18 protein-coding genes are annotated in these 17,735 nt (G+C 42.6%); 5 read left to right on the top strand and 13 right to left on the bottom strand.

The annotated features are described in order from the left end of the window. Window positions 1-6: 6 nt before the first annotated feature. The 5 genes from argC to surE all read right to left on the bottom strand — a co-directional run bounded on the left by argC (window position 7) and on the right by surE (window position 4,325). On the bottom strand, window positions 7-975 hold the full coding sequence (gene argC, locus NBH06_RS07550) for an N-acetyl-gamma-glutamyl-phosphate reductase (RefSeq protein ID WP_046415053.1): 969 nt from the start codon (window positions 973-975) through the stop codon (window positions 7-9). A 42-nt stretch (window positions 976-1,017) separates the two neighbouring features. Beyond that, the gene (locus NBH06_RS07545) at window positions 1,018-2,220 is read right to left on the bottom strand and encodes an argininosuccinate synthase (RefSeq protein ID WP_250793578.1); all 1,203 of its coding nucleotides are present in this window, start codon (window positions 2,218-2,220) and stop codon (window positions 1,018-1,020) included. 10 nt (window positions 2,221-2,230) lie between these two features. Beyond that, window positions 2,231-2,794: a GNAT family N-acetyltransferase gene (locus NBH06_RS07540; RefSeq protein ID WP_008862652.1), complete on the bottom strand. Its 564-nt coding sequence runs from the start codon at window positions 2,792-2,794 to the stop codon at window positions 2,231-2,233. A 64-nt stretch (window positions 2,795-2,858) separates the two neighbouring features. Continuing rightward, the gene (locus NBH06_RS07535; RefSeq protein WP_008862651.1) at window positions 2,859-3,344 is read right to left on the bottom strand and encodes an arginine repressor; all 486 of its coding nucleotides are present in this window, start codon (window positions 3,342-3,344) and stop codon (window positions 2,859-2,861) included. A 195-nt stretch (window positions 3,345-3,539) separates the two neighbouring features. Continuing rightward, complete coding sequence (gene surE / locus NBH06_RS07530; protein ID WP_008862650.1) at window positions 3,540-4,325, bottom strand: 5'/3'-nucleotidase SurE; 786 nt, start codon at window positions 4,323-4,325, stop codon at window positions 3,540-3,542. Between the two features lie 430 nt (window positions 4,326-4,755). Here surE and NBH06_RS07525 point away from each other — a divergent pair, with 430 nt between their 5' ends. From NBH06_RS07525 to NBH06_RS07510, 4 genes are read left to right on the top strand one after another with little or no spacing between them, the layout of a single operon-like run. After that, entirely contained in the window at window positions 4,756-5,520 is a 765-nt protein-coding gene (locus tag NBH06_RS07525) for a ParA family protein (protein WP_008862649.1), read from the top strand. 20 nt (window positions 5,521-5,540) lie between these two features. Next, window positions 5,541-6,419: a ParB/RepB/Spo0J family partition protein gene (locus NBH06_RS07520; RefSeq protein WP_250793576.1), complete on the top strand. Its 879-nt coding sequence runs from the start codon at window positions 5,541-5,543 to the stop codon at window positions 6,417-6,419. Window positions 6,420-6,441: 22 nt separating this feature from the next. Next, a complete protein-coding gene (locus NBH06_RS07515) occupies window positions 6,442-7,248 on the top strand; it encodes a DUF5683 domain-containing protein (RefSeq protein ID WP_215664091.1) in 807 nt (268 codons plus the stop codon). Between the two features lie 12 nt (window positions 7,249-7,260). After that, window positions 7,261-8,718 carry a lytic transglycosylase domain-containing protein gene (locus NBH06_RS07510; protein WP_250793575.1) on the top strand — a complete coding sequence of 486 codons (1,458 nt, stop codon included), beginning with the start codon at window positions 7,261-7,263 and terminating at the stop codon, window positions 8,716-8,718. On the opposite strand, the gene NBH06_RS07505 is transcribed toward NBH06_RS07510, so the two are convergent. From NBH06_RS07505 to NBH06_RS07485, 5 genes are all read right to left on the bottom strand, one after another. Then, window positions 8,678-9,334, bottom strand: coding sequence for a C40 family peptidase (locus NBH06_RS07505; protein WP_157260372.1), 657 nt, complete (start codon window positions 9,332-9,334; stop codon window positions 8,678-8,680). The two genes, NBH06_RS07510 and NBH06_RS07505, sit on opposite strands and share 41 nt — an antisense overlap. A gap of 56 nt (window positions 9,335-9,390) precedes the next feature. After that, entirely contained in the window at window positions 9,391-10,323 is a 933-nt protein-coding gene (gene rsgA / locus NBH06_RS07500) for a ribosome small subunit-dependent GTPase A (protein WP_021891455.1), read from the bottom strand. Between the two features lie 1,224 nt (window positions 10,324-11,547). Continuing rightward, window positions 11,548-12,108: a ribosome recycling factor gene (frr, locus tag NBH06_RS07495; RefSeq protein ID WP_008862643.1), complete on the bottom strand. Its 561-nt coding sequence runs from the start codon at window positions 12,106-12,108 to the stop codon at window positions 11,548-11,550. 86 nt (window positions 12,109-12,194) lie between these two features. After that, window positions 12,195-12,905 (bottom strand): UMP kinase, encoded by a 711-nt coding sequence (gene pyrH, locus NBH06_RS07490; RefSeq protein ID WP_008862642.1) that lies wholly within the window; start codon window positions 12,903-12,905, stop codon window positions 12,195-12,197. Between the two features lie 182 nt (window positions 12,906-13,087). Continuing rightward, window positions 13,088-14,932 (bottom strand): T9SS type A sorting domain-containing protein, encoded by a 1,845-nt coding sequence (locus NBH06_RS07485; RefSeq protein WP_250793574.1) that lies wholly within the window; start codon window positions 14,930-14,932, stop codon window positions 13,088-13,090. 403 nt (window positions 14,933-15,335) lie between these two features. On the opposite strand from NBH06_RS07485, the gene NBH06_RS07480 reads away from it, so the two are divergent. After that, window positions 15,336-16,229 (top strand): tetratricopeptide repeat protein, encoded by an 894-nt coding sequence (locus tag NBH06_RS07480; protein ID WP_008862639.1) that lies wholly within the window; start codon window positions 15,336-15,338, stop codon window positions 16,227-16,229. On the opposite strand, the gene NBH06_RS07475 is transcribed toward NBH06_RS07480, so the two are convergent. Genes NBH06_RS07475 through NBH06_RS07465 form a run of 3 tightly spaced genes read right to left on the bottom strand, consistent with a single transcriptional unit; the run spans window position 16,215 to window position 17,700 of the window. Further along, window positions 16,215-16,964, bottom strand: coding sequence for a biotin--[acetyl-CoA-carboxylase] ligase (locus NBH06_RS07475; protein WP_008862638.1), 750 nt, complete (start codon window positions 16,962-16,964; stop codon window positions 16,215-16,217). The two genes, NBH06_RS07480 and NBH06_RS07475, sit on opposite strands and share 15 nt — an antisense overlap. After that, window positions 16,946-17,326, bottom strand: a complete 381-nt coding sequence (locus NBH06_RS07470; protein ID WP_008862637.1) for an MmcQ/YjbR family DNA-binding protein — start codon at window positions 17,324-17,326, stop codon at window positions 16,946-16,948. The genes NBH06_RS07475 and NBH06_RS07470 overlap by 19 nt, the downstream gene beginning before the upstream one ends. A gap of 2 nt (window positions 17,327-17,328) precedes the next feature. Next, on the bottom strand, window positions 17,329-17,700 hold the full coding sequence (locus tag NBH06_RS07465; protein ID WP_008862636.1) for a YraN family protein: 372 nt from the start codon (window positions 17,698-17,700) through the stop codon (window positions 17,329-17,331). Window positions 17,701-17,735 lie beyond the last annotated feature (35 nt).

The raw sequence follows: 17,735 nt of genomic DNA, 5'->3' as shown, positions 1-17,735 counted from the left end.
TTTTTGTTAAAAAGCCGATGGTTTTAAATGTAAGCCAACCCGTTCATGCAATCCGAAAAGCAGATTCATGTTATGCACAGCTTGTCCCGATGCCCCTTTTAACAAATTGTCGATCACAGAAACGATGAGAAGTTTGTTATCATGTTTTTCGAGATACAACAGACATTTATTGGTATTGACAACTTGTTTCAAGTCGGGCATTTTGTCGGTGAGAAATGTAAAATTATGATCGTCGTAATATGAATTGTATAAATCTTTCAATAGCTCTATTTCGACAGGGCAGTCGAGATACAGCGAAGCGAAAATACCCCGAGAGAAATTCCCTCTGACCGGAATAAAGTTGATCGGAGCCGAAAAACTGTTTTGCAGTTTGGACAGGCTTTGGCGTATTTCGTCCAAATGTTGATGAGTGAAAGGTTTATAAATGGAAATATTGTCGTTGCGCCAACTGAAATGAGACGTCTGCGACGGTTTTTGCCCGGCTCCTGTCGATCCGGTGATTGCGTGCACATGGATTTCATTGTTCAGCAGCAGATTTTTTGCCAATGGCAGCAGAGCCAATTGAATGGCCGTAGCAAAACAGCCGGGATTGGCCACTCGTTTAGAACGAATGATGTATTTCCTGTTCAATTCGGGCAGACCGTATATGAAGTCATTACCGGGAGCATCGAGCCGATAGTCGGTCGATAAATCGATGATGCGCAGTTCTTCGGGAAGGTTGTGACTCTCTATGAATTTACGGGTATCTCCGTGTGCCGTGCAGAAGAAAAGCAGGTCTATCTCGTTGAAAGGAGTTTCGCTGGTGAATATGAGATCGGTTTCACCGAACAGGCCGGTATGTATGTCGGTAATTTTGTTTCCGGCGTTACTTTCACTGTGAACGAAAATGATTTCTACATCGGGGTGGTTGATCAATAGTCTTATAAGTTCTCCGGCGGTGTAGCCGGCCCCTCCGATGATACCTACTTTTATCATAATTACGGGTTTAATAATTTAATTCGGCGTCTAATCTACAATTTATTTTTTGTTTTTATTTTGTACGGAATAGAAAATTTTCATTTGGTTACCCAGAATTTTGGTAAAGCCCTTTACATCGTCGGCACTCCACGCTTTATTTACTTCACCGTATTCGCCAAAGTCCGATTTCATGAGGTCGTAATCGCTTTCGACCCCCACTAAAACATAGCGATAAGGGTGTAGTTCGATGATTACACGTCCGGTAACGTTTTGTTGCGAACTATCGAGAAAAGCCTCTATATCGCGCATGACTGGTTCGAGGTATTGAGCTTCGTGTAAAAACATTCCATACCACGTGCCTACTTGATCTTTCCAATATTGTTGCCACTTGGTGAGGGTGTGTTTTTCCAACATCTTATGTGCGGCGATAATAAGCATGGGTGCGGCTGCTTCGAATCCGACTCTGCCTTTAATACCGATGATCGTATCTCCGATGTGCATATCGCGTCCTATGGCATAGGGAGCGGCGAGCGCTTCGAGGTCTTGGATCGCAGCGACTTTATTGTCGTATGCTTTTCCATTGATCCCGGCGATTTCACCTTTGACGAAATCGAGCGTGATAGTCTTGCTTTGAGTAGCTGTCATTTGTGACGGATAGGCCGACTCCGGCAGGGTTTGGTCGCTTTTTAGCGTCTCTTTACCTCCTATACTCGTTCCCCACAAACCTTTGTTTATAGAGTATTCCATTTTTTTGAAGTCGGCTGTATATCCGTGCTTTTTGAGATATTCTATTTCGTATTCACGAGTCAATGTCATATCTCGGGTCGGAGTGATAATCCCGATTTCGGGAGCCAATATTTGGAATGTGAGGTCGAACCGTACTTGGTCGTTTCCGGCTCCGGTACTACCGTGCGCTACATAATCGGCTCCGATTTCTTTGGCATAATTGATGATGGCTATGGCTTGGAAGATTCGTTCGGAACTGACAGAAATAGGGTAGGTCCCGTTTCTTAGAATATTCCCGAATACCATGTATTTGATACTTTTCTGATAATATTCTTGTGTTATATCGAGTGTAGCATGTTGTACCGCACCCAATTTATAGGCTCGTTCTTCGATGGATTTTAATTCTTCTTGATTAAAACCTCCGGTGTTGGCAATGGCTGTATATACGTCGTATCCGCATTTTTCCGATAGATATTTAACGCAAAACGAGGTGTCCAAGCCTCCGCTAAAAGCTAATACTACTTTCTTTTTTGCCATGATGTTTTTGTTATTTGAGTTCTTGGTTGTCTTTGTTTTCATGTTCGTGAGGATCGTAAAGCATGCCTGTGCAGAGACACATGCGTCGATTGTTTCGTTGCAAGATGTCGAAGTTCACACAACTTTCGCACCCTTTCCAAAAGGCAGGGTCGTCGGTTAACGAAGCAAATGCTACGGGTCTGTATCCTAATTCGTTATTTATTTTCATGACTGCTTCGCCAGTCGTTAACCCAAATATCTTGGCTTCCGGAAATCGTTCGCGGGATAACTCGAAAGCCTTGCGCTTGATTCTTTTGGCTAAACCGTGTCCCCGATAAGTATCGACGACGATTAATCCCGAGTTGGCTACAAACTGTTTGTTGCTCCAACTTTCGATATAACAGAAGCCGGCGAACTTGTCTCCGTCCAATGCTATGATTGCTTTTCTTTCCAGCATTTTTTGTTTTACATATTCGGGAGAACGCTTTGCAATTCCGGTTCCTCTTATTTTTGCAGCTCTCTCGATTGTGTCGAGAATCGTGTCGACGTATTTAATGTGTCGTTCGTCGGCTACAAATACTTTTATTTCTTCCATGATGTGTAAACCTCTTCTCCTTAAAAGAGGTGTTGTAGGTGTTGTTATAGGATCAGTTAAAAAATTAGTCATGTAAAACCGGGATAAAGGGCGAAAGAGCCAACATGGCCTGTTGATGGGATATGTTTTCTTCCAGAATTACCAAAACCGTATCGTCTCCGGCAATAGTTCCTAATACTTCGGGAGGAGTATTGCTATCTATATCGTATGCGAGACTTCCTGCATATCCCGGTCTTGTTTTAATTACAGACAAATTTCCTGAGAAATTAATGGAAATGAATCCTCCGGGTATTTGTCGCTCGGGATTCTCCGATAGTTTTTCCTGCATCAATTTGCCTATACTCCCTATTTCGGGCATAATATATACATATGAACCGTCATTGCCGGGAACTTTGGCAATCCTCAATTGTTTCAGGTCTCGGGACAAAGTAGCCTGTGTTAAATCAAATCCTAATTCGTGTAATTTTTTCAAGATTTCATCTTGGCTTTTTACTCTTGAATGGATAATAATTTCTCTTATAGCTTGTAAGCGGGCAACTTTATTTTTCATGCCTATGATATATTTGAATAATTATGCGGCAAATATAGTTTAAAAATGAAAATGGTAGAATGGATTTTGTATATTTTTTACAATATAGGGTGATATTTAAACCATTATTGCATGTGTATTCAATTTGTATTCATAAAAAAGGCGGGAAATGTTTTCCGCCTTTTTTTATCTGTATTGTCGTGTTGGATAGTCTTTTTATATTCCGAGAACCGACGATAGTTCGGGGAGGATATTGAGGGCGGAGTTGTCTGTTGTGCAGGGAACAATCGTCGCATATCCACGTTCCAACCAATACTCGTCTGTATCGGTTGCTTCGGGTTCGGCATTTTTAAATTTTCCGGTTAGCCAGTAATATTCCTGTCCGTGAGGATCTGTCCGGCAATCATATTCTTCGGTCCAATGACCTTGTGCGGCTCTACAAATCTTCGAGCCTTTGAGTTGGGGCACATCGGGAATATTGATATTAAGTCCTATGTTTTGGGGCCAGTGGTTATGGGTCAATGCTTTTTGGCATACGTCCAAAATGAGTTCCCGACAGTGTGAAAAATCGGCATCGGCTTTGTGATTGCAAAGGGAGAATCCGATAGAAGGTATATGTAATAAGGCTCCTTCAAAAACAGCCCCCATTGTTCCCGAATAGATGACACTTACTCCCGAATTGGAGCCGTGGTTAATACCCGATACGATTAAGTCGGGGCGTTCGTCTAAAAGAATGTTCATCGACAACTTGATACAGTCGACCGGTGTCCCGTTGGTTCGGATTGCGAGAAACCCATCTCGCTCTTCGACGACTTTCATGCGAAGGGGAGAAGTTACGGTAATTGCAGAGCTTTGTCCCGAGCGGGGCGCATCCGGAGCGACTATGAGAATATCTCCTAAGGGTTTTAGAAAATCGGCGACTTCGCGGATACCTTTGGCTTGTATGCCGTCGTCATTAGTGATGAGAATGAGAGGTTTATGAGAACGTGTTATTTTTTTCATATAAAGAGAAAATATGTTTGACTATTACAAAGATAGGGTAAGACGTGAATCGAAACAAGTTCACTCGGATATACCGAGGCTCATTTCATTTTTTGCTTTATGCAAAGGTAATGAATAATACTCGTTTTTTATGTTTTAACGGATAATATGGAGTCATAAAATAGGTAAAAGACAGATTTTATCCTCATAGGATTCTTGTAAAAAAAGTGTATCTTTACGCAGAAAATGGAGAAGTGATTCTGCTGATTTATCAACAAAAAGGGTCACTTATCAACAATTATGATATTTTCGGGCATCCGAGAGAATGAAATACAAATTAAAAGATATTCCTTTGCGATGGGAAACTCGTGAAGAAAGGGTATCTCGGCGCAAGAAATGGGATTTCATTTTGCTTCCGGCTACACTGTCTTCGTGAAGAAAAAATAACAGTATGGGTAAAATTATCGCTATTGCAAATCAAAAAGGAGGAGTCGGAAAGACAACGACTTCTATAAATTTGGCCACTTCGTTGGCGGTTCTGGATAAGAAGGTTTTGCTCATTGATGCCGATCCCCAAGCAAATGCTTCGTCTGGTTTGGGAGTGGATCCGCAACAGGTGAAGTCGTCTATTTATGAATGTTTGGTGGGGCAATCCTCGATCAAGGAATCGGTTGTCGAAACTTGTGTGGAGGGATTGGGCTTGGTCGCCTCTCATATCGATTTGGTTGGAGCAGAACTCGAATTGATGAATTTGAAAAATCGGGAGCGGGTTTTATCTCATGTGTTGAGCGAAGCGCGAGGCGATTATGATTATATTTTGATAGACTGTTCTCCATCGTTGGGATTGATTACGGTCAATGCTCTTACGGCGGCCGATTCTGTTATTATTCCCGTACAGGCAGAGTATTTCGCTTTGGAAGGTATCAGCAAGTTGTTGAACACGATCAAGATCATAAAATCGAAATTGAATCCTCAGCTCGAAATCGAAGGCTTTTTGTTAACGATGTACGATTCTCGTTTGCGTTTGGCCAATCAGATTTATGAAGAGTTGAAGGGGCATTTCGGAAACTTGGTATTTAATACGGTCATTCAACGGAATATCCGTTTGAGCGAGGCTCCGAGTCACGGGCTTCCGGCTTTGCTATACGATTGTGAGTCGAGGGGTAGTGTCAATCACATGGAACTGGCGAAAGAATTGATAATGAAAAATAGATAAGCGGCTAAAATCGATAAGTTATGGCAACTCCTAAAAGAAGTGCATTGGGTAGAGGTTTGGATGCGTTGATTTCGATGGATAACATTGTAACCAGCGGCACATCTTCTATTCATGAAATAGAATTATCCCAGATTGTGCCTAATCCCGATCAACCTCGTCGGGAATTCGATCAGGAAGCTCTCGAAGAATTGGCAGGCTCTATTCGGGAATTGGGTATTATACAGCCTATTTCGTTGCGGCAGGTAGATGGTGGAAATTATCAGATTATTGCCGGAGAGAGGCGATATAGAGCTGCACAAATGGCCGGGTTGGAAACGATTCCCGCCTATGTGAGAACAGTAGAGGACGAAACGTTGATGGAGATGGCTCTTATCGAGAACATTCAACGGGAAGACTTGAACTCCATAGAGATTGCATTGGCTTTCCAGAAATTGATAGAATTGTATCAACTGACACAGGAAAAACTGAGTGAGCGGGTCGGGAAGAAGAGGACGACGATAGCCAACTATCTGCGTTTGTTGAAACTTCCGGCCGAGGTACAGATAGGATTGCGGGATAAACGTATCGATATGGGGCATGCTCGGGCGTTGTTGTCTGTTGCCGACCCTGCTTTACAGTTGGAGTTGTACGAGCGTATATTGTCCGACGGATTGAGTGTGCGTAGTGTCGAAGACTTGGCTAAAACTTTATCTGCCGGAGGAGAGCGAGCCCGTAAGAAAGCACAGAAGAAAGTTATGATGCGACAAGAGTATAATGTGCTGAAATCGCATTTGTCCGATTTCTTCAACGCTAAGGTTCAGTTTACCTGTGATGAAAAAGGGAAAGGGAAAATATCTATTCCATTTAAGAACGAAGAAGATTTGGAACGGATTATCGGTTTGTTCGATAAATTGAAATAAGATTTTGGGAATATCGGGTGACATGGGATTGAGACGTGCCGTGATTATTATTTTTATAATTGCGTTATTACCATTGTCTATTCTTGAAGTCAAGGCCGATTCGAATATTGGATATCAGGAATTAGTAGAGGTAGAAGTTAATTCTGCCGATACGGTGGAAATGGAGAATGCGAGATATAATCGTCCCGATTCTATTTCGGTTATTTCGGGAGATAGTGTCGGAGCTTTATTTCAAGATTCGGTCCCGGTGATGATTACCGATTCTCTGGGTGGGCTTGCTCCGTCCGATTCTTTGGGAATGAAAGCGGCTTCACGCAAATCGTGGAGACCTTCCGATTTCAATCCTGACCCGATGAGAGCCGTATGGTTATCGGCTTTGTTCCCCGGATTGGGTCAAATTTATAACCATAGGTATTGGAAATTGCCTATCGTCGTGGGAGGATATGTAGGGCTTTTTTATGCCACGACATGGAACAGCCGTATGCTGTCTGATTATCAACGAGCCTATTTGGATATTATGGACAGTGATCCGGGTACGAACAGTTATATGGATTTTTTTTCGTCGTCGTATCGCGAGGAAGATATAGACAAGGAATGGTTAACCCGTGTATTGAAGCAGAGGAAAGACTATTATAGACAGAATCGTGACCTATGTATTATTTGTATGATAGGGCTTTATGCTGTTTGTATGATAGATGCTTATGTCGATGCTCAGTTGTATCATTTTGATGTCAGCCCCGATATTTCGATGAAGTGGCAGCCGGCGATTATTCCTACCGGGCGTACGGTATTGCCATCGATCGGATTACAATGTGCGATTACATTTTAATGCTTATTTGCTATGAAGAAATTTTGGCTTGTTTTTATGGGCTTGGGAATGTCTTTATATAGTTTTTCCCAAATAGAAACGGACGAGGAAATCGTAGATACCGACACGATAGAGGTTGCCTTGTCGGATACGATAGATAATGCTATCGTGTATCCCGAAAGTATGGAGGCCGATTTGAATAATCTTTTGACCGACTGGTATATGCAGCAATATGCTGTTGTAGATGATTCCTGTTTGGTGAATAGCGTTAATGTGGATTATCCCGATTCGGTTTATATCCGTAAATTATCACAACTGCCGACTGTTATCGAGATGCCTTATAACAGTGTCGTTCGCCGTTATATAGACATGTATGTACAGAAAAGGAGAGCGCTTGTTGAGAATCTTTTGGGATTGAGTACATATTATATGCCCATTTTCGAGGAAGCTCTTGAACGGGAAGGTTTGCCTTTGGAATTGAAATATCTGCCGATTATCGAGTCTGCTTTGCGTCCCGATGCTACTTCTCGGGTAGGAGCAGCCGGTTTGTGGCAGTTCATGGTCAAGACAGGAAAGAGTATGGGATTAGAGGTGAACAGTCTTGTAGATGAACGGCGGGATCCTATTAAATCTTCGGCGATGGCGGCCCGTTACTTGAAAGATTTATATAGTATTTACCATGATTGGGCACTGGCTATCGCATCGTATAACTGTGGCCCGGGGAATGTAAGTAAAGCTATTCGCCGTTCGGGGGGTAAAACCGATTATTGGGAGATTTATCCCTATTTGCCTCGTGAAACGAGAGGCTATGTTCCGGCTTTTATCGCAGTCAATTATGTGATGAATTATTATGGCGACCACAATATCTGTCCGGTACTTACCCGGCGCCCTTTGTTAACGGATACCGTACAAGTGACACGTCGAGTCCATTTGCAGCAGATATCCGATGTATTACAGATTCCGATCGAGGAGATTCGAAGTTTGAATCCTCAATATCGTCGCGACATCATACCGGGTAATATCCGGCCTTATGCGCTCATTTTGCCATCGCAACAGGTCTATGCTTTTATCGAGGCGCAAGATGCAATTTTTGCGCATAATCAGGAGCTGTATGCACGACGGCTTGCCGTTGAGCCGGCAGGGTTGGCTCCCGGAACAACGGTTTATCATAAGGTTCGTAAAGGAGAGACTCTTTCCGGGATAGCTCAAAAATATGGAGTGTCGGTAAGTAACTTGCGCTCTTGGAATAATTTGCGAAAAAATTCATATTTGCGTATCGGGCAACGTTTGGCGGTTTGTAGCAAGACAACGACAAGTAAAAGTGGGGCTTCGTCAGTAAAAGGTCAATATCATACGGTTCGTAAAGGCGAGAACCTATGGACGATTTCTCAAAAATATAAAGGGGTTTCGGCCGAAGATATTAAACGGGCGAACAATTTGAAAGGAAATGCTATTCAGCCCGGACAAAAGTTGAAAATTCCTGCGGCGTAATACTCTTTTCCGTTTCGGTAAAAGGAGTGTTGTCATCGATGTCTTCCAATTCGAGAATAGCATCTAAAATCAGTCGTTTGTCGATTTGAACGAAATAAATGCGTCGGGCTCCGACATATCGTTGAGCATAATAGGGAGAGAAGTTCCAATCTTCCCGTATCCCTTGTGATGTGGATGCGTGAATAAATTTGAATCGTCCGTCGGGATATACTTCCGTAACCAAGCCTACATGTCCTACATTCGACCGCCGAGAATTTCTACCTTTGAAAAATACCAAATCTCCCCGGCAGATTTCTTCGTCTTTAACAGAGATTCCTTGTAAATATTGAGAAGCGGAACTTGCATTGAGGGAATAGGAGAAATGGTTGAAAATATACTGCATGAAACCCGAACAGTCAAATCGGTTGGGGCCTTTGCTTCCTCGCCTGTAAGGTGTCCCGATGTATTTTCTGGCATATTCGACGAGACGGTCGATTTGTTTGTTGACAAGTGTGTTGGGTAGGGGTAGTGAAACCCTGTTGTTTGTCGAAAGCGTATCGATAGTAACGGTGTCGGTCTTCGATGGTACAAGCAAGTCTTTTCCCTCCGCATTTGTCGATAGGATATTTGCCATCATGAAAAATAAAATTCCGATGCCTTTGTATCTCATTGCGCCGATTCGCTTCAATCTTTTTAAAATGCTTCCCGATATTTTCCTTCCGAACTATCTTCGATAATGCTCAAATAGCTCGTATACCTCGATTCGCTTATTTGGTGGTTCTCCAACGCCTTTAATACTGCACAACCAGGTTCGTGTCGATGGGTGCAATTGTTAAACCGGCAGTTTTGGGAAATCTCAAAAATTTCGGGAAAGAAATGTGCCACTTCGTTGGGATTAAAATCGATAGTTCCGAAGCCCTTTATACCCGGAGTGTCGATAATGTATCCACCTTGTGGCAAAGGGTACATCTCTGAAAAAGTGGTCGTGTGCATGCCTTTGTGGTGAGAAGTGGATACGGCTCCGATTTTTACATGAGCATTCGGTAGAATACGGTCGATAATCGTAGACTTTCCTACACCCGAGTGCCCCGATAACAAGGTAATTTTGTTTGCGATAAATGAGTCTATGAAATCGAATCCTTCACCGGTAATCGCTGATACACAATGGCAGTCATACCCGATAGAGGTGTAAAGGTAGCGAAGTGCTTCGGCATATTCCCGGTCTTCTTCGGTAAATGTATCGCTCTTATTGATAACGATGCATACAGGTATGCGATACGCCTCGGCTGTGGCAAGAAAACGGTCGATAAAGGTGGTTGAGGTCGGAGGCGTATTGACCGTTACGATCAGTAAGGCATGGTCTATGTTGGCGGCAATGATATGAGACTCTTTCGACAAATTGGACGATCGGCGGATAATGTAGTTTTTTCGTTCGTGTATGCGAGTGATAAAAGCCGTTTGGTCGGGATTTAACTCTATATCCACAAGGTCGCCCACTGATACGGGATTGGTGCTGCGTATTCCTTTTAACCTGAAATTACCTTTGATTTTACAGCGTATCGAATCTCCATTTTCTGTGCGGACGATATACCAGCTTCCCGTATTTTTTGTGACAAGACCTTCCATGTAATGAAATTTAATGAACAAAGATAGCAAAAGGTGAGAGCAGAGACAAACGGAAATTTCATTTCCGATTTGGCTATGCCGAACCGCATCCTATCTTCGTAGTGACAAAGATACGTATAAGCGAGAGCAGAGCAAAACAAAGCTTGCTTTAATTTTATTCTGCCGAGCAGAAGTATCTTCGAGTTTCAACTCAAAGATAGTGAAAGTGAAATGCAGAGGCAAGAGGAAATCATATTTCCAACTATGCTACTCCACTCTTATATTCCACAAATATAGCGAAAGGTGAGCGCAGAGGCAAGCGAAAATTACATTTTCGGCTTGACTATGCCGAACCGCCTCCGATATTCTACAAATATAATGAAGGACGAGAGTCGGATAACAACGAATGCATTTGTTTTTTTTGAACTGCATTTTGGATCTCTCCCCTGCCGTGTCCCGTAGCCTTATGGGGTGTTCCCGAAGAAATATTGGGGGGAGTGCTCGTAGGGCGAGAGGGGGTAAATTCTACAATCGAAAAATCCTATGTGATTTTTTTTAACCCCTCTCCTCAGAAACGGCTGTTTCTTCGGTGTCTCCCCTATATTGCTCCGCAACACAGGGGAGAAGTGTTAATACTCTCGGTAACGATGGCAGAATTGTGCATCACCTTCTCTTCCGATGCTTCCGCAAGAGAATAGGGTAAGTACCTACAACGCGAAGAGGGGATCCAAAAAATCCATTCAAAGTGATACTTTTATCCACTTCCCCTGTGTCGCACAGAGATATAGGGGGAGTGCCCATAGGACGAGGGGGTTAAATTCTACAATCAAACGATCTCACACCCCCTCTCCTTAGAAAGGTATCTCCCCTATCGCTAACGCAACTCCCCGTAATGCTACGGGACACGGCAGGGGATAAGTGTAAATGCAATCCTTCTCTTTCGATAAAATAATGTGGCAGAAAGGTATTAAACCTCCTCCTCTGTGTTTTGCATAGCAAAATATAGGGGAGGTGTCACGTAGTGACGGAGGGGTTAAGCCCTACAATCAAAAACTCCTATGCTATCTTTTCCAACTTTTCGCCGAGGAGACCGGAATGTGTGTGCCGACGAGAGATTTATCATTAAAATTCATGCTTACCCCACGGAGTTCCTACTGAACCTTAGAAACAGCAGAAACTTTTGAATCGAGAAAAAAAGGGCCTTCCGAAAATGAAGACCCTTTTGAATATATTTTAGATTTTGTTTTATACGGTGAGGATCTCTTTCTCTTTTTCGGCAAACATATCGTCGATTTTCTTCATGTATTTGTCGTGAAGTTTTTGTGCCGAGGTTTCTCCGTCTTTGGCGACATCTTCGGGCATTCCCTCTTTTTGAGCCTTTTTCAGCCCATCGATGGCATCCCGGCGCGCATTGCGCACGCTCACTTTGGCATTTTCGGCTTCTTGTTTCGACTGTTTGACGAGTGCTTTACGTCTCTCCTCGGTTAACGGGGGAATTGATAGTCTGATGATTTCGCCGTTATTTTCGGGAGTGATGCCTAATTCTGAATCCAAAATGGCTTTCTCGATCACTTTGAACATGGATTTTTCCCAGGGGGTAATAACGATGGTACGTGCATCGGGGACAGAAATATTAGCTACATTGGAAAGCGGGGCCAAACTTCCGTAATAATCGACCCGTATGCCGTCGAGAATTCGGGGGTTGGCTTTACCTGCCCGAATGTGAGCTAATGCTTCATCTAAGAATTCGATGGCCATAGCCATTTTTTCTTCGGCAGAGTTCAAGTATGTCTTTACGTCGTCCATAATGAATAAGGTTGAAATTTTTCTGTATAATTAGTTTCGTGAACAAATGTACTCTTTTTTTTAAGAATAGCCATATAAGACCGGGTTTAATATACCAGAGTCCCTATGTTCTCTCCTGACAATACTTTTTTCAGGTTTCCGACCGTATCCATATCGAATACGATAATGGGCAGATGGTTTTCTTTGCAGAGGGTGGTCGCCGTGAGGTCCATGACCTTTAATCCACGGGTATAGATTTCGTCGTAGCTGATTTTGTCGAATTTCTTTGCGGTAGGATCTTTTTCTGGATCGGCCGTGTAAATACCGTCGACACGTGTCCCTTTCAGCATGACTTCGGCTTCTATTTCGATACCTCTTAGGGCCGAGCCTGTATCGGTCGTGAAGAATGGGTTTCCCGTCCCTCCCGATATAATGGCTACGGTTCCGTTTTGCATGGCCTCGATAGCTCTCCATTTACTATAATATTCGCCGATGGGGAACATATTGATTGCCGTGAAGACTTGGGCTTTTTGTCCGATTTTTTCCAATGCGGAGCTTAATGCCAAACTGTTAATTACAGTTGCGAGCATGCCCATTTGGTCTCCTTTTACACGGTCTACCCCTTTGGAAGTTCCGCTCAATCCGCGAAATATGTTTCCGCCGCCGATGACGATACCTATTTCTATGCCCATGTCGGCGATTTCTTTAATTTGTGTGGCATATTCGGCTATTCTTTTTTCATCGATGCCATATTGCTTTTCGCCCATGAGCGATTCACCGCTCAGTTTCAGGAGAATCCTTTTGTATTGGTTATTCATAATCAGATTCGTTCTTTTAATTAAACAGTCGCATTTATGCAAAAATAATCAATTTTTATGGTTCACGTAGCCTTTGAAGAGAAAATAATATCCGATTAGTGATTATGAGAAAAGTCGAGACCGGCAAAGTAAGTCTACCTTGTCGGTCTCGATTGTGTAGGTGATTTCCTATTTCCGATGATTTATCGGGCGATGACTTTAAATATCTTGCTTCCGACTTTTACGATATAAATATTGGCAGCAGGGATAGAAACGATATTTTCTCCCGAGGTTCCATTTATGGTTTTTACAAGTTGTCCGTTGGCAGTAAATATTTGTATGAGTGCCCTTTCCGATAGAACTATGTTGATTGAGTTTTCAGAAGCGATTACTTTTACGTTTTGAGTTGTGCTACTTTCTATTCCCGAATGTATTAACTGCACGGTAATAAGGTTAGACGTTTCGGAATATTCTTCTTCCTCATAGTCGTTGTAACGCATACCGGTCACTTCGTAGCCGTAGTTTCCATTCGTTTCGAGATCTGTGAAAGTATAAGACGTTTGAGAACCGTCCGAAATGGTTGCCGGAACGAGAGGTATTCTCGTAACCTCTCCGGCCTTGCTTTCTTGTATGATGGTGATTTCGTCGATGAAAAATCTTTTTAGTTTGTTTTCTTCGATGGAGAGTTGCATGTTTTCAGCACCGTCTTCCATTTCCCAAGTTTCTTCGGCGTATCCGTTTTCGTCGAAAGCTGTTACTTTATGTATGTTAAGGGCATCGGGTTCTCCGTCTCCGTTGCTGTCTATCATATAACCTATTCGATAAATCGACAGATAATCTCCGGCTGTTCCACGGGCTTTGATGTGGATTTTGTATTTACCGTTATTCGATGACAGGTTCATTGTGGGAGTCCATAAATAAGAGAGGCTTACGGGAAATCTTCCGTTGTCGGCTCCGAGCATACCGTTGGCTGCCAGTATGTTTTTCCCGCTCCAACCCGGAACTGCGGTGTATAAGTCCGGGTCGGTAACAGAGATCGGATCGTCCATAGTACCCTCTGTCGATTTTTCGAAAGAATCGTCGAGTATTTTCTTCTCACTGTCTTGTGTTGCGGTGTGATATTGGTACGCTTGCACGATGTATCCTTTTGCTTTGGGCAGTCTTTCCCAATTTGCCGTGAACGAGTTTTCCGATGTGCCGGTTGCGTCTAAGGCTTTGGGAGTGAGGAATTCATTTACTCTGATGATGTTCGATGCGTCTGTCGTTTTTCCTTCCACCGAAGCAGCGACGTAGTAGTAATATTCCTTTTCCGGGTCGAGGTTGGTTACAGGATAAGAATTTTCGGCCGTTGCTTGATCTTTCAGAATATACGAAGGCTCGGTACAAGAGTAAGAGATAGAGTTTATCATGAGGTCTCCAATTTTTCCGTCACCTTTTTCGATAGATATTTTTAGGCGCCCGATGTTTGCTTGTGTGTATCCGAAGCCGTCGAAAATATTGAATTCGGTTATTTGGGCAAAAAGTAAAGTTTCGATTGTTCCGGTGCTAAGAAGTATACCTGCTTTGTCGAATATTTCAATCTTGAATAAGCTTGAATTTTCTTGGGTGATATTTTCTGCATTGATGAGGTTGGCGTTAACGATATATTTCCCCACGCCGGTTCCGATAATTTGTTCGGTGCTTATGTAGTCGTCTGTCGCATCGAGGATAATTTTATTTACACCTTCGTAGACGACCATATCGGTACTGCCGTTTTCACTCACGTTTATCTCCCAGCCATTCGGGTAATTGGGCGATTGCTGGTCTATTTTCCCATCGGAATGGTTGATGTTGCCAAAGGTTTCATTTACGTTTTGAACGTTGGTCCCGTTCGTGTAGACATTGAGGAAATACTTGTCTGCTCCCGATACTTTGTCCCAGTTGGCTACGAATGAGTCTCCGGTATAGTCGCTGTAATTCTGAATGACGGGAGCATCTTGTGCCCAGACAGATAGACTGTAAAAACCGATAGTGACTAACGTCAATAGTTTTGAGTAAAGTTTTTTCATGATGGAATTTTTCGGCTCGGATTGAAAATAACAGTACAGGAAGACGAGCCTTTTTATCTTAATGGACTGTTTTAATTACTGTTACAAAGATATGGGAATAATGCTATGTATAAAGTTATTATTTATAAATATAATATTAATTTATTTTATTTTTAGAATGAAGCTCGTTCAAAGTTTATGTTTAATTAATTCATCGGGACTATTTACCGGATTGCTGCAAGTTTCGCGGGGAATCTGTTTTATTTTTGTCGGCAGTATTGCCTATATTACAGAGTTGATTTGTTATCTTTGTAAGTACGAAAATAGGATGCGGTTCGGCATAGTCAAATCGGAAATAAAATTTCCGTTTGTCTCTGCACTCACCTTTCGCTATCTTTGTCTGTTCATAATGGGTGACAATTAAATGTATATAAGACGGATAATAGGATTTTTCCTTTTTTGTAGTATCGCTTTTTCGGCTTTTGCCGAGATGCCGTATCGTACTGTGTTGAGAAAAGCCGATGATCACTTTGCCAATAAGGAGTGGCAAGAGGCTGTTACTATGTATGACGTATTGTTGGAACGCCGTCCCGGTAGGGTGAAAACGTATGTGGATGCGGTTGTCGCATCGGCCATGATGAACGATTCTTCGTCTATTATGCAATATGTGGTTCGTTCGGAAATGCAAGGACTATCTTTGGATTCGTTGTTTACCGGCATAGACGTGTTGTCGCGATCTATCGGACAGTCGGGCATTTATGAACAGGTACTTTTGTTGGTGAAAGAACAACAGCCGTGGTTTACTCGGGTGACGAATAATTATTTATTGGGGTATTATGTGTTTCGGCATGATGCTGAAAAGATACTTGCCGTTGCTGACGAATTGTTGTCGGTGATGCCCGGGCAAATTAATTATTTGAAAGCCAAAGCCGATGCTTTGTTGTTACTTGGAAACGATACTGCAGCGGTCGAGGTTCAGAAAACTATTTTGGATATAGACTCTCTTAATTTTGATGCAAACTTGTTTTTGGGAAGCTATTATGCTATAAAGGGACAGGAAAAACTGAAATCGATAGATCAACAGTATCTTGAAGATTCGAACGGTCTTTCTATCTCTGCTTCCGTATATAAAGAGGAAAAAAGGCAAGTGATCAACGGCGATATAGCTTGTGCTAAAAAATATTTTACGATTGCTGCACGGGTTCGTAGCAATAAATATCTTTTGGAACAACTTTCCATGCTGTCGGGACTTTCCGATGAGTTGCCTCAAAGCAGCGGGGTTATTCGTCCGTTCTTGAAACGTTTAAAGCAGGAATGAAACCTCTTTGAAAGCGAAGCGTTTTTTCTCTCCCGATTCCGTCGATAAAAGCAGATGACCGTCAAGTTCGACATCGGCAATAGAGGCGTGGAAAATATTGCCGTCGCTATAAAACGGATATACCCCGTCGTTTCGGTAGAGTGCCGCTATATATTCTTTGTGGATACGGTCGGAGGAGTTTGTAAATGTGTCTGTATATCGCTTTCCGAAAGCCTCTGTGAATTCGTCTAATATTTTTTCTATCTTGTAGGTGCGACCTGTTATTTGATATAATGAAACCGGGTTGGGAGCATCGCTGTAAAAATTTTTCTGATTGATGTTCAGCCCCATTCCGATAATAGCCCGTGAGAATGTACTCCCGCTCAGTACATTTTCGATGAGAATACCGGCAATTTTTTTGTCGTGCCAATAGATGTCATTCGGCCATTTGATAGAGAATCCAGTGGCGTATCGGTTCAGAACATCGACAGTTGCCAGCGATACGATTTCAGAAAGTAAGAATTGCCGATTGGCAGGGATATGTTCTGGCCTGAGTAAAAGGCTGAATGTTAAATTTTTGAAGGGCTCAGATTCCCATGAATTTCCACGTTGGCCGCGCCCAGACCGTTGTATGTCGCAGTAAACGATGGTTCCTTCCGGTAGAAGTCTGTCTTTGTCCGATTCTTGGAGATATGTATTGGTCGAGCCGATCTCCTTTAAGTGAGTTTTTTGGAATTTTATTTCTTTTGTTTCCATGCTTCGAGTAGTTCCGATAAAGGTTCGCGTTTGATTTTGGGTAGTTTTTTTAGCACTTCGCTATAAGCATGGACGATACAATCGCAAATGACTTTATCGTCGATGGAAGGCCTTAGCCAAATAGAATTCCACAATCGTTTATTCGTGTGGTAGCCCGGTTCTATTTCGGGATATCGTTCCCGTAATTCTATGGCAAGTTCGGGGTCGCATTTGAGCGAAATTCGTTTCTCTTCGGCCGACAAATCACAGAAGAGAAACATTTTACCTTCGATTTTGAAAACCAGCACCCATTCATCGAATGGGAAACATTCGGTTACCTGTGGTAGTGACAGACAGAATTCACGCAAAGATTCTACGTTCATGTTTATCGACAGTTTAATGGAGGAAGAAAGGCATCTTCTATATGTTCTATTTGAAAGTCTTCATTTTCCCCGACTAAGGTAATGATGTCGAATCGTATGTCGAAAGGTATATCGAACATACGAATATAGGCATCCGTGGCTTGGATTATATTTTTTATCTTGCGGAGTGTAACGGCTTCTTCCGGGCGTAGAAATTCGTTGTTTTTTCGTGTTTTGACTTCTACGACAACCAACGTTTTGTCACGATAGGCTACAATATCCAATTCCATTTTTCCACTCCGCCAATTTATGTCTCGGATAATGTATCCTTTGGAAATCAAATATTCTGCGGCTCGTTCCTCTCCTGTTTTTCCCAATTGGTTGTGTTGCGCCATAAGTACGAATTTGGAAAAGCGAATATACGAAGATT

Origin of the sequence: Barnesiella sp. B2-R-119, from assembly GCF_023656675.1 — a bacterium.
Lineage (GTDB): Bacteria > Bacteroidota > Bacteroidia > Bacteroidales > Barnesiellaceae > Barnesiella > Barnesiella intestinihominis.
Note: the sequence above shows the minus strand (reverse complement) of the source record. Positions and strands in the feature narration are given on the sequence as shown.

Coding starts and splice junctions, on each gene's coding strand:
- argC (WP_046415053.1), bottom strand. CDS start 975: ATGATAAAAGTAGGTATCATCGGAGGGGCCGGCTACACCGCCGGAGAA.
- NBH06_RS07545 (WP_250793578.1), bottom strand. CDS start 2,220: ATGGCAAAAAAGAAAGTAGTATTAGCTTTTAGCGGAGGCTTGGACACC.
- NBH06_RS07540 (WP_008862652.1), bottom strand. CDS start 2,794: ATGGAAGAAATAAAAGTATTTGTAGCCGACGAACGACACATTAAATAC.
- NBH06_RS07535 (WP_008862651.1), bottom strand. CDS start 3,344: ATGAAAAATAAAGTTGCCCGCTTACAAGCTATAAGAGAAATTATTATC.
- surE (WP_008862650.1), bottom strand. CDS start 4,325: ATGAAAAAAATAACACGTTCTCATAAACCTCTCATTCTCATCACTAAT.
- NBH06_RS07525 (WP_008862649.1), top strand. CDS start 4,756: ATGGGTAAAATTATCGCTATTGCAAATCAAAAAGGAGGAGTCGGAAAG.
- NBH06_RS07520 (WP_250793576.1), top strand. CDS start 5,541: ATGGCAACTCCTAAAAGAAGTGCATTGGGTAGAGGTTTGGATGCGTTG.
- NBH06_RS07515 (WP_215664091.1), top strand. CDS start 6,442: ATGGGATTGAGACGTGCCGTGATTATTATTTTTATAATTGCGTTATTA.
- NBH06_RS07510 (WP_250793575.1), top strand. CDS start 7,261: ATGAAGAAATTTTGGCTTGTTTTTATGGGCTTGGGAATGTCTTTATAT.
- NBH06_RS07505 (WP_157260372.1), bottom strand. CDS start 9,334: ATGATGGCAAATATCCTATCGACAAATGCGGAGGGAAAAGACTTGCTT.
- rsgA (WP_021891455.1), bottom strand. CDS start 10,323: ATGGAAGGTCTTGTCACAAAAAATACGGGAAGCTGGTATATCGTCCGC.
- frr (WP_008862643.1), bottom strand. CDS start 12,108: ATGGACGACGTAAAGACATACTTGAACTCTGCCGAAGAAAAAATGGCT.
- pyrH (WP_008862642.1), bottom strand. CDS start 12,905: ATGAATAACCAATACAAAAGGATTCTCCTGAAACTGAGCGGTGAATCG.
- NBH06_RS07485 (WP_250793574.1), bottom strand. CDS start 14,932: ATGAAAAAACTTTACTCAAAACTATTGACGTTAGTCACTATCGGTTTT.
- NBH06_RS07480 (WP_008862639.1), top strand. CDS start 15,336: ATGTATATAAGACGGATAATAGGATTTTTCCTTTTTTGTAGTATCGCT.
- NBH06_RS07475 (WP_008862638.1), bottom strand. CDS start 16,964: ATGGAAACAAAAGAAATAAAATTCCAAAAAACTCACTTAAAGGAGATC.
- NBH06_RS07470 (WP_008862637.1), bottom strand. CDS start 17,326: ATGAACGTAGAATCTTTGCGTGAATTCTGTCTGTCACTACCACAGGTA.
- NBH06_RS07465 (WP_008862636.1), bottom strand. CDS start 17,700: ATGGCGCAACACAACCAATTGGGAAAAACAGGAGAGGAACGAGCCGCA.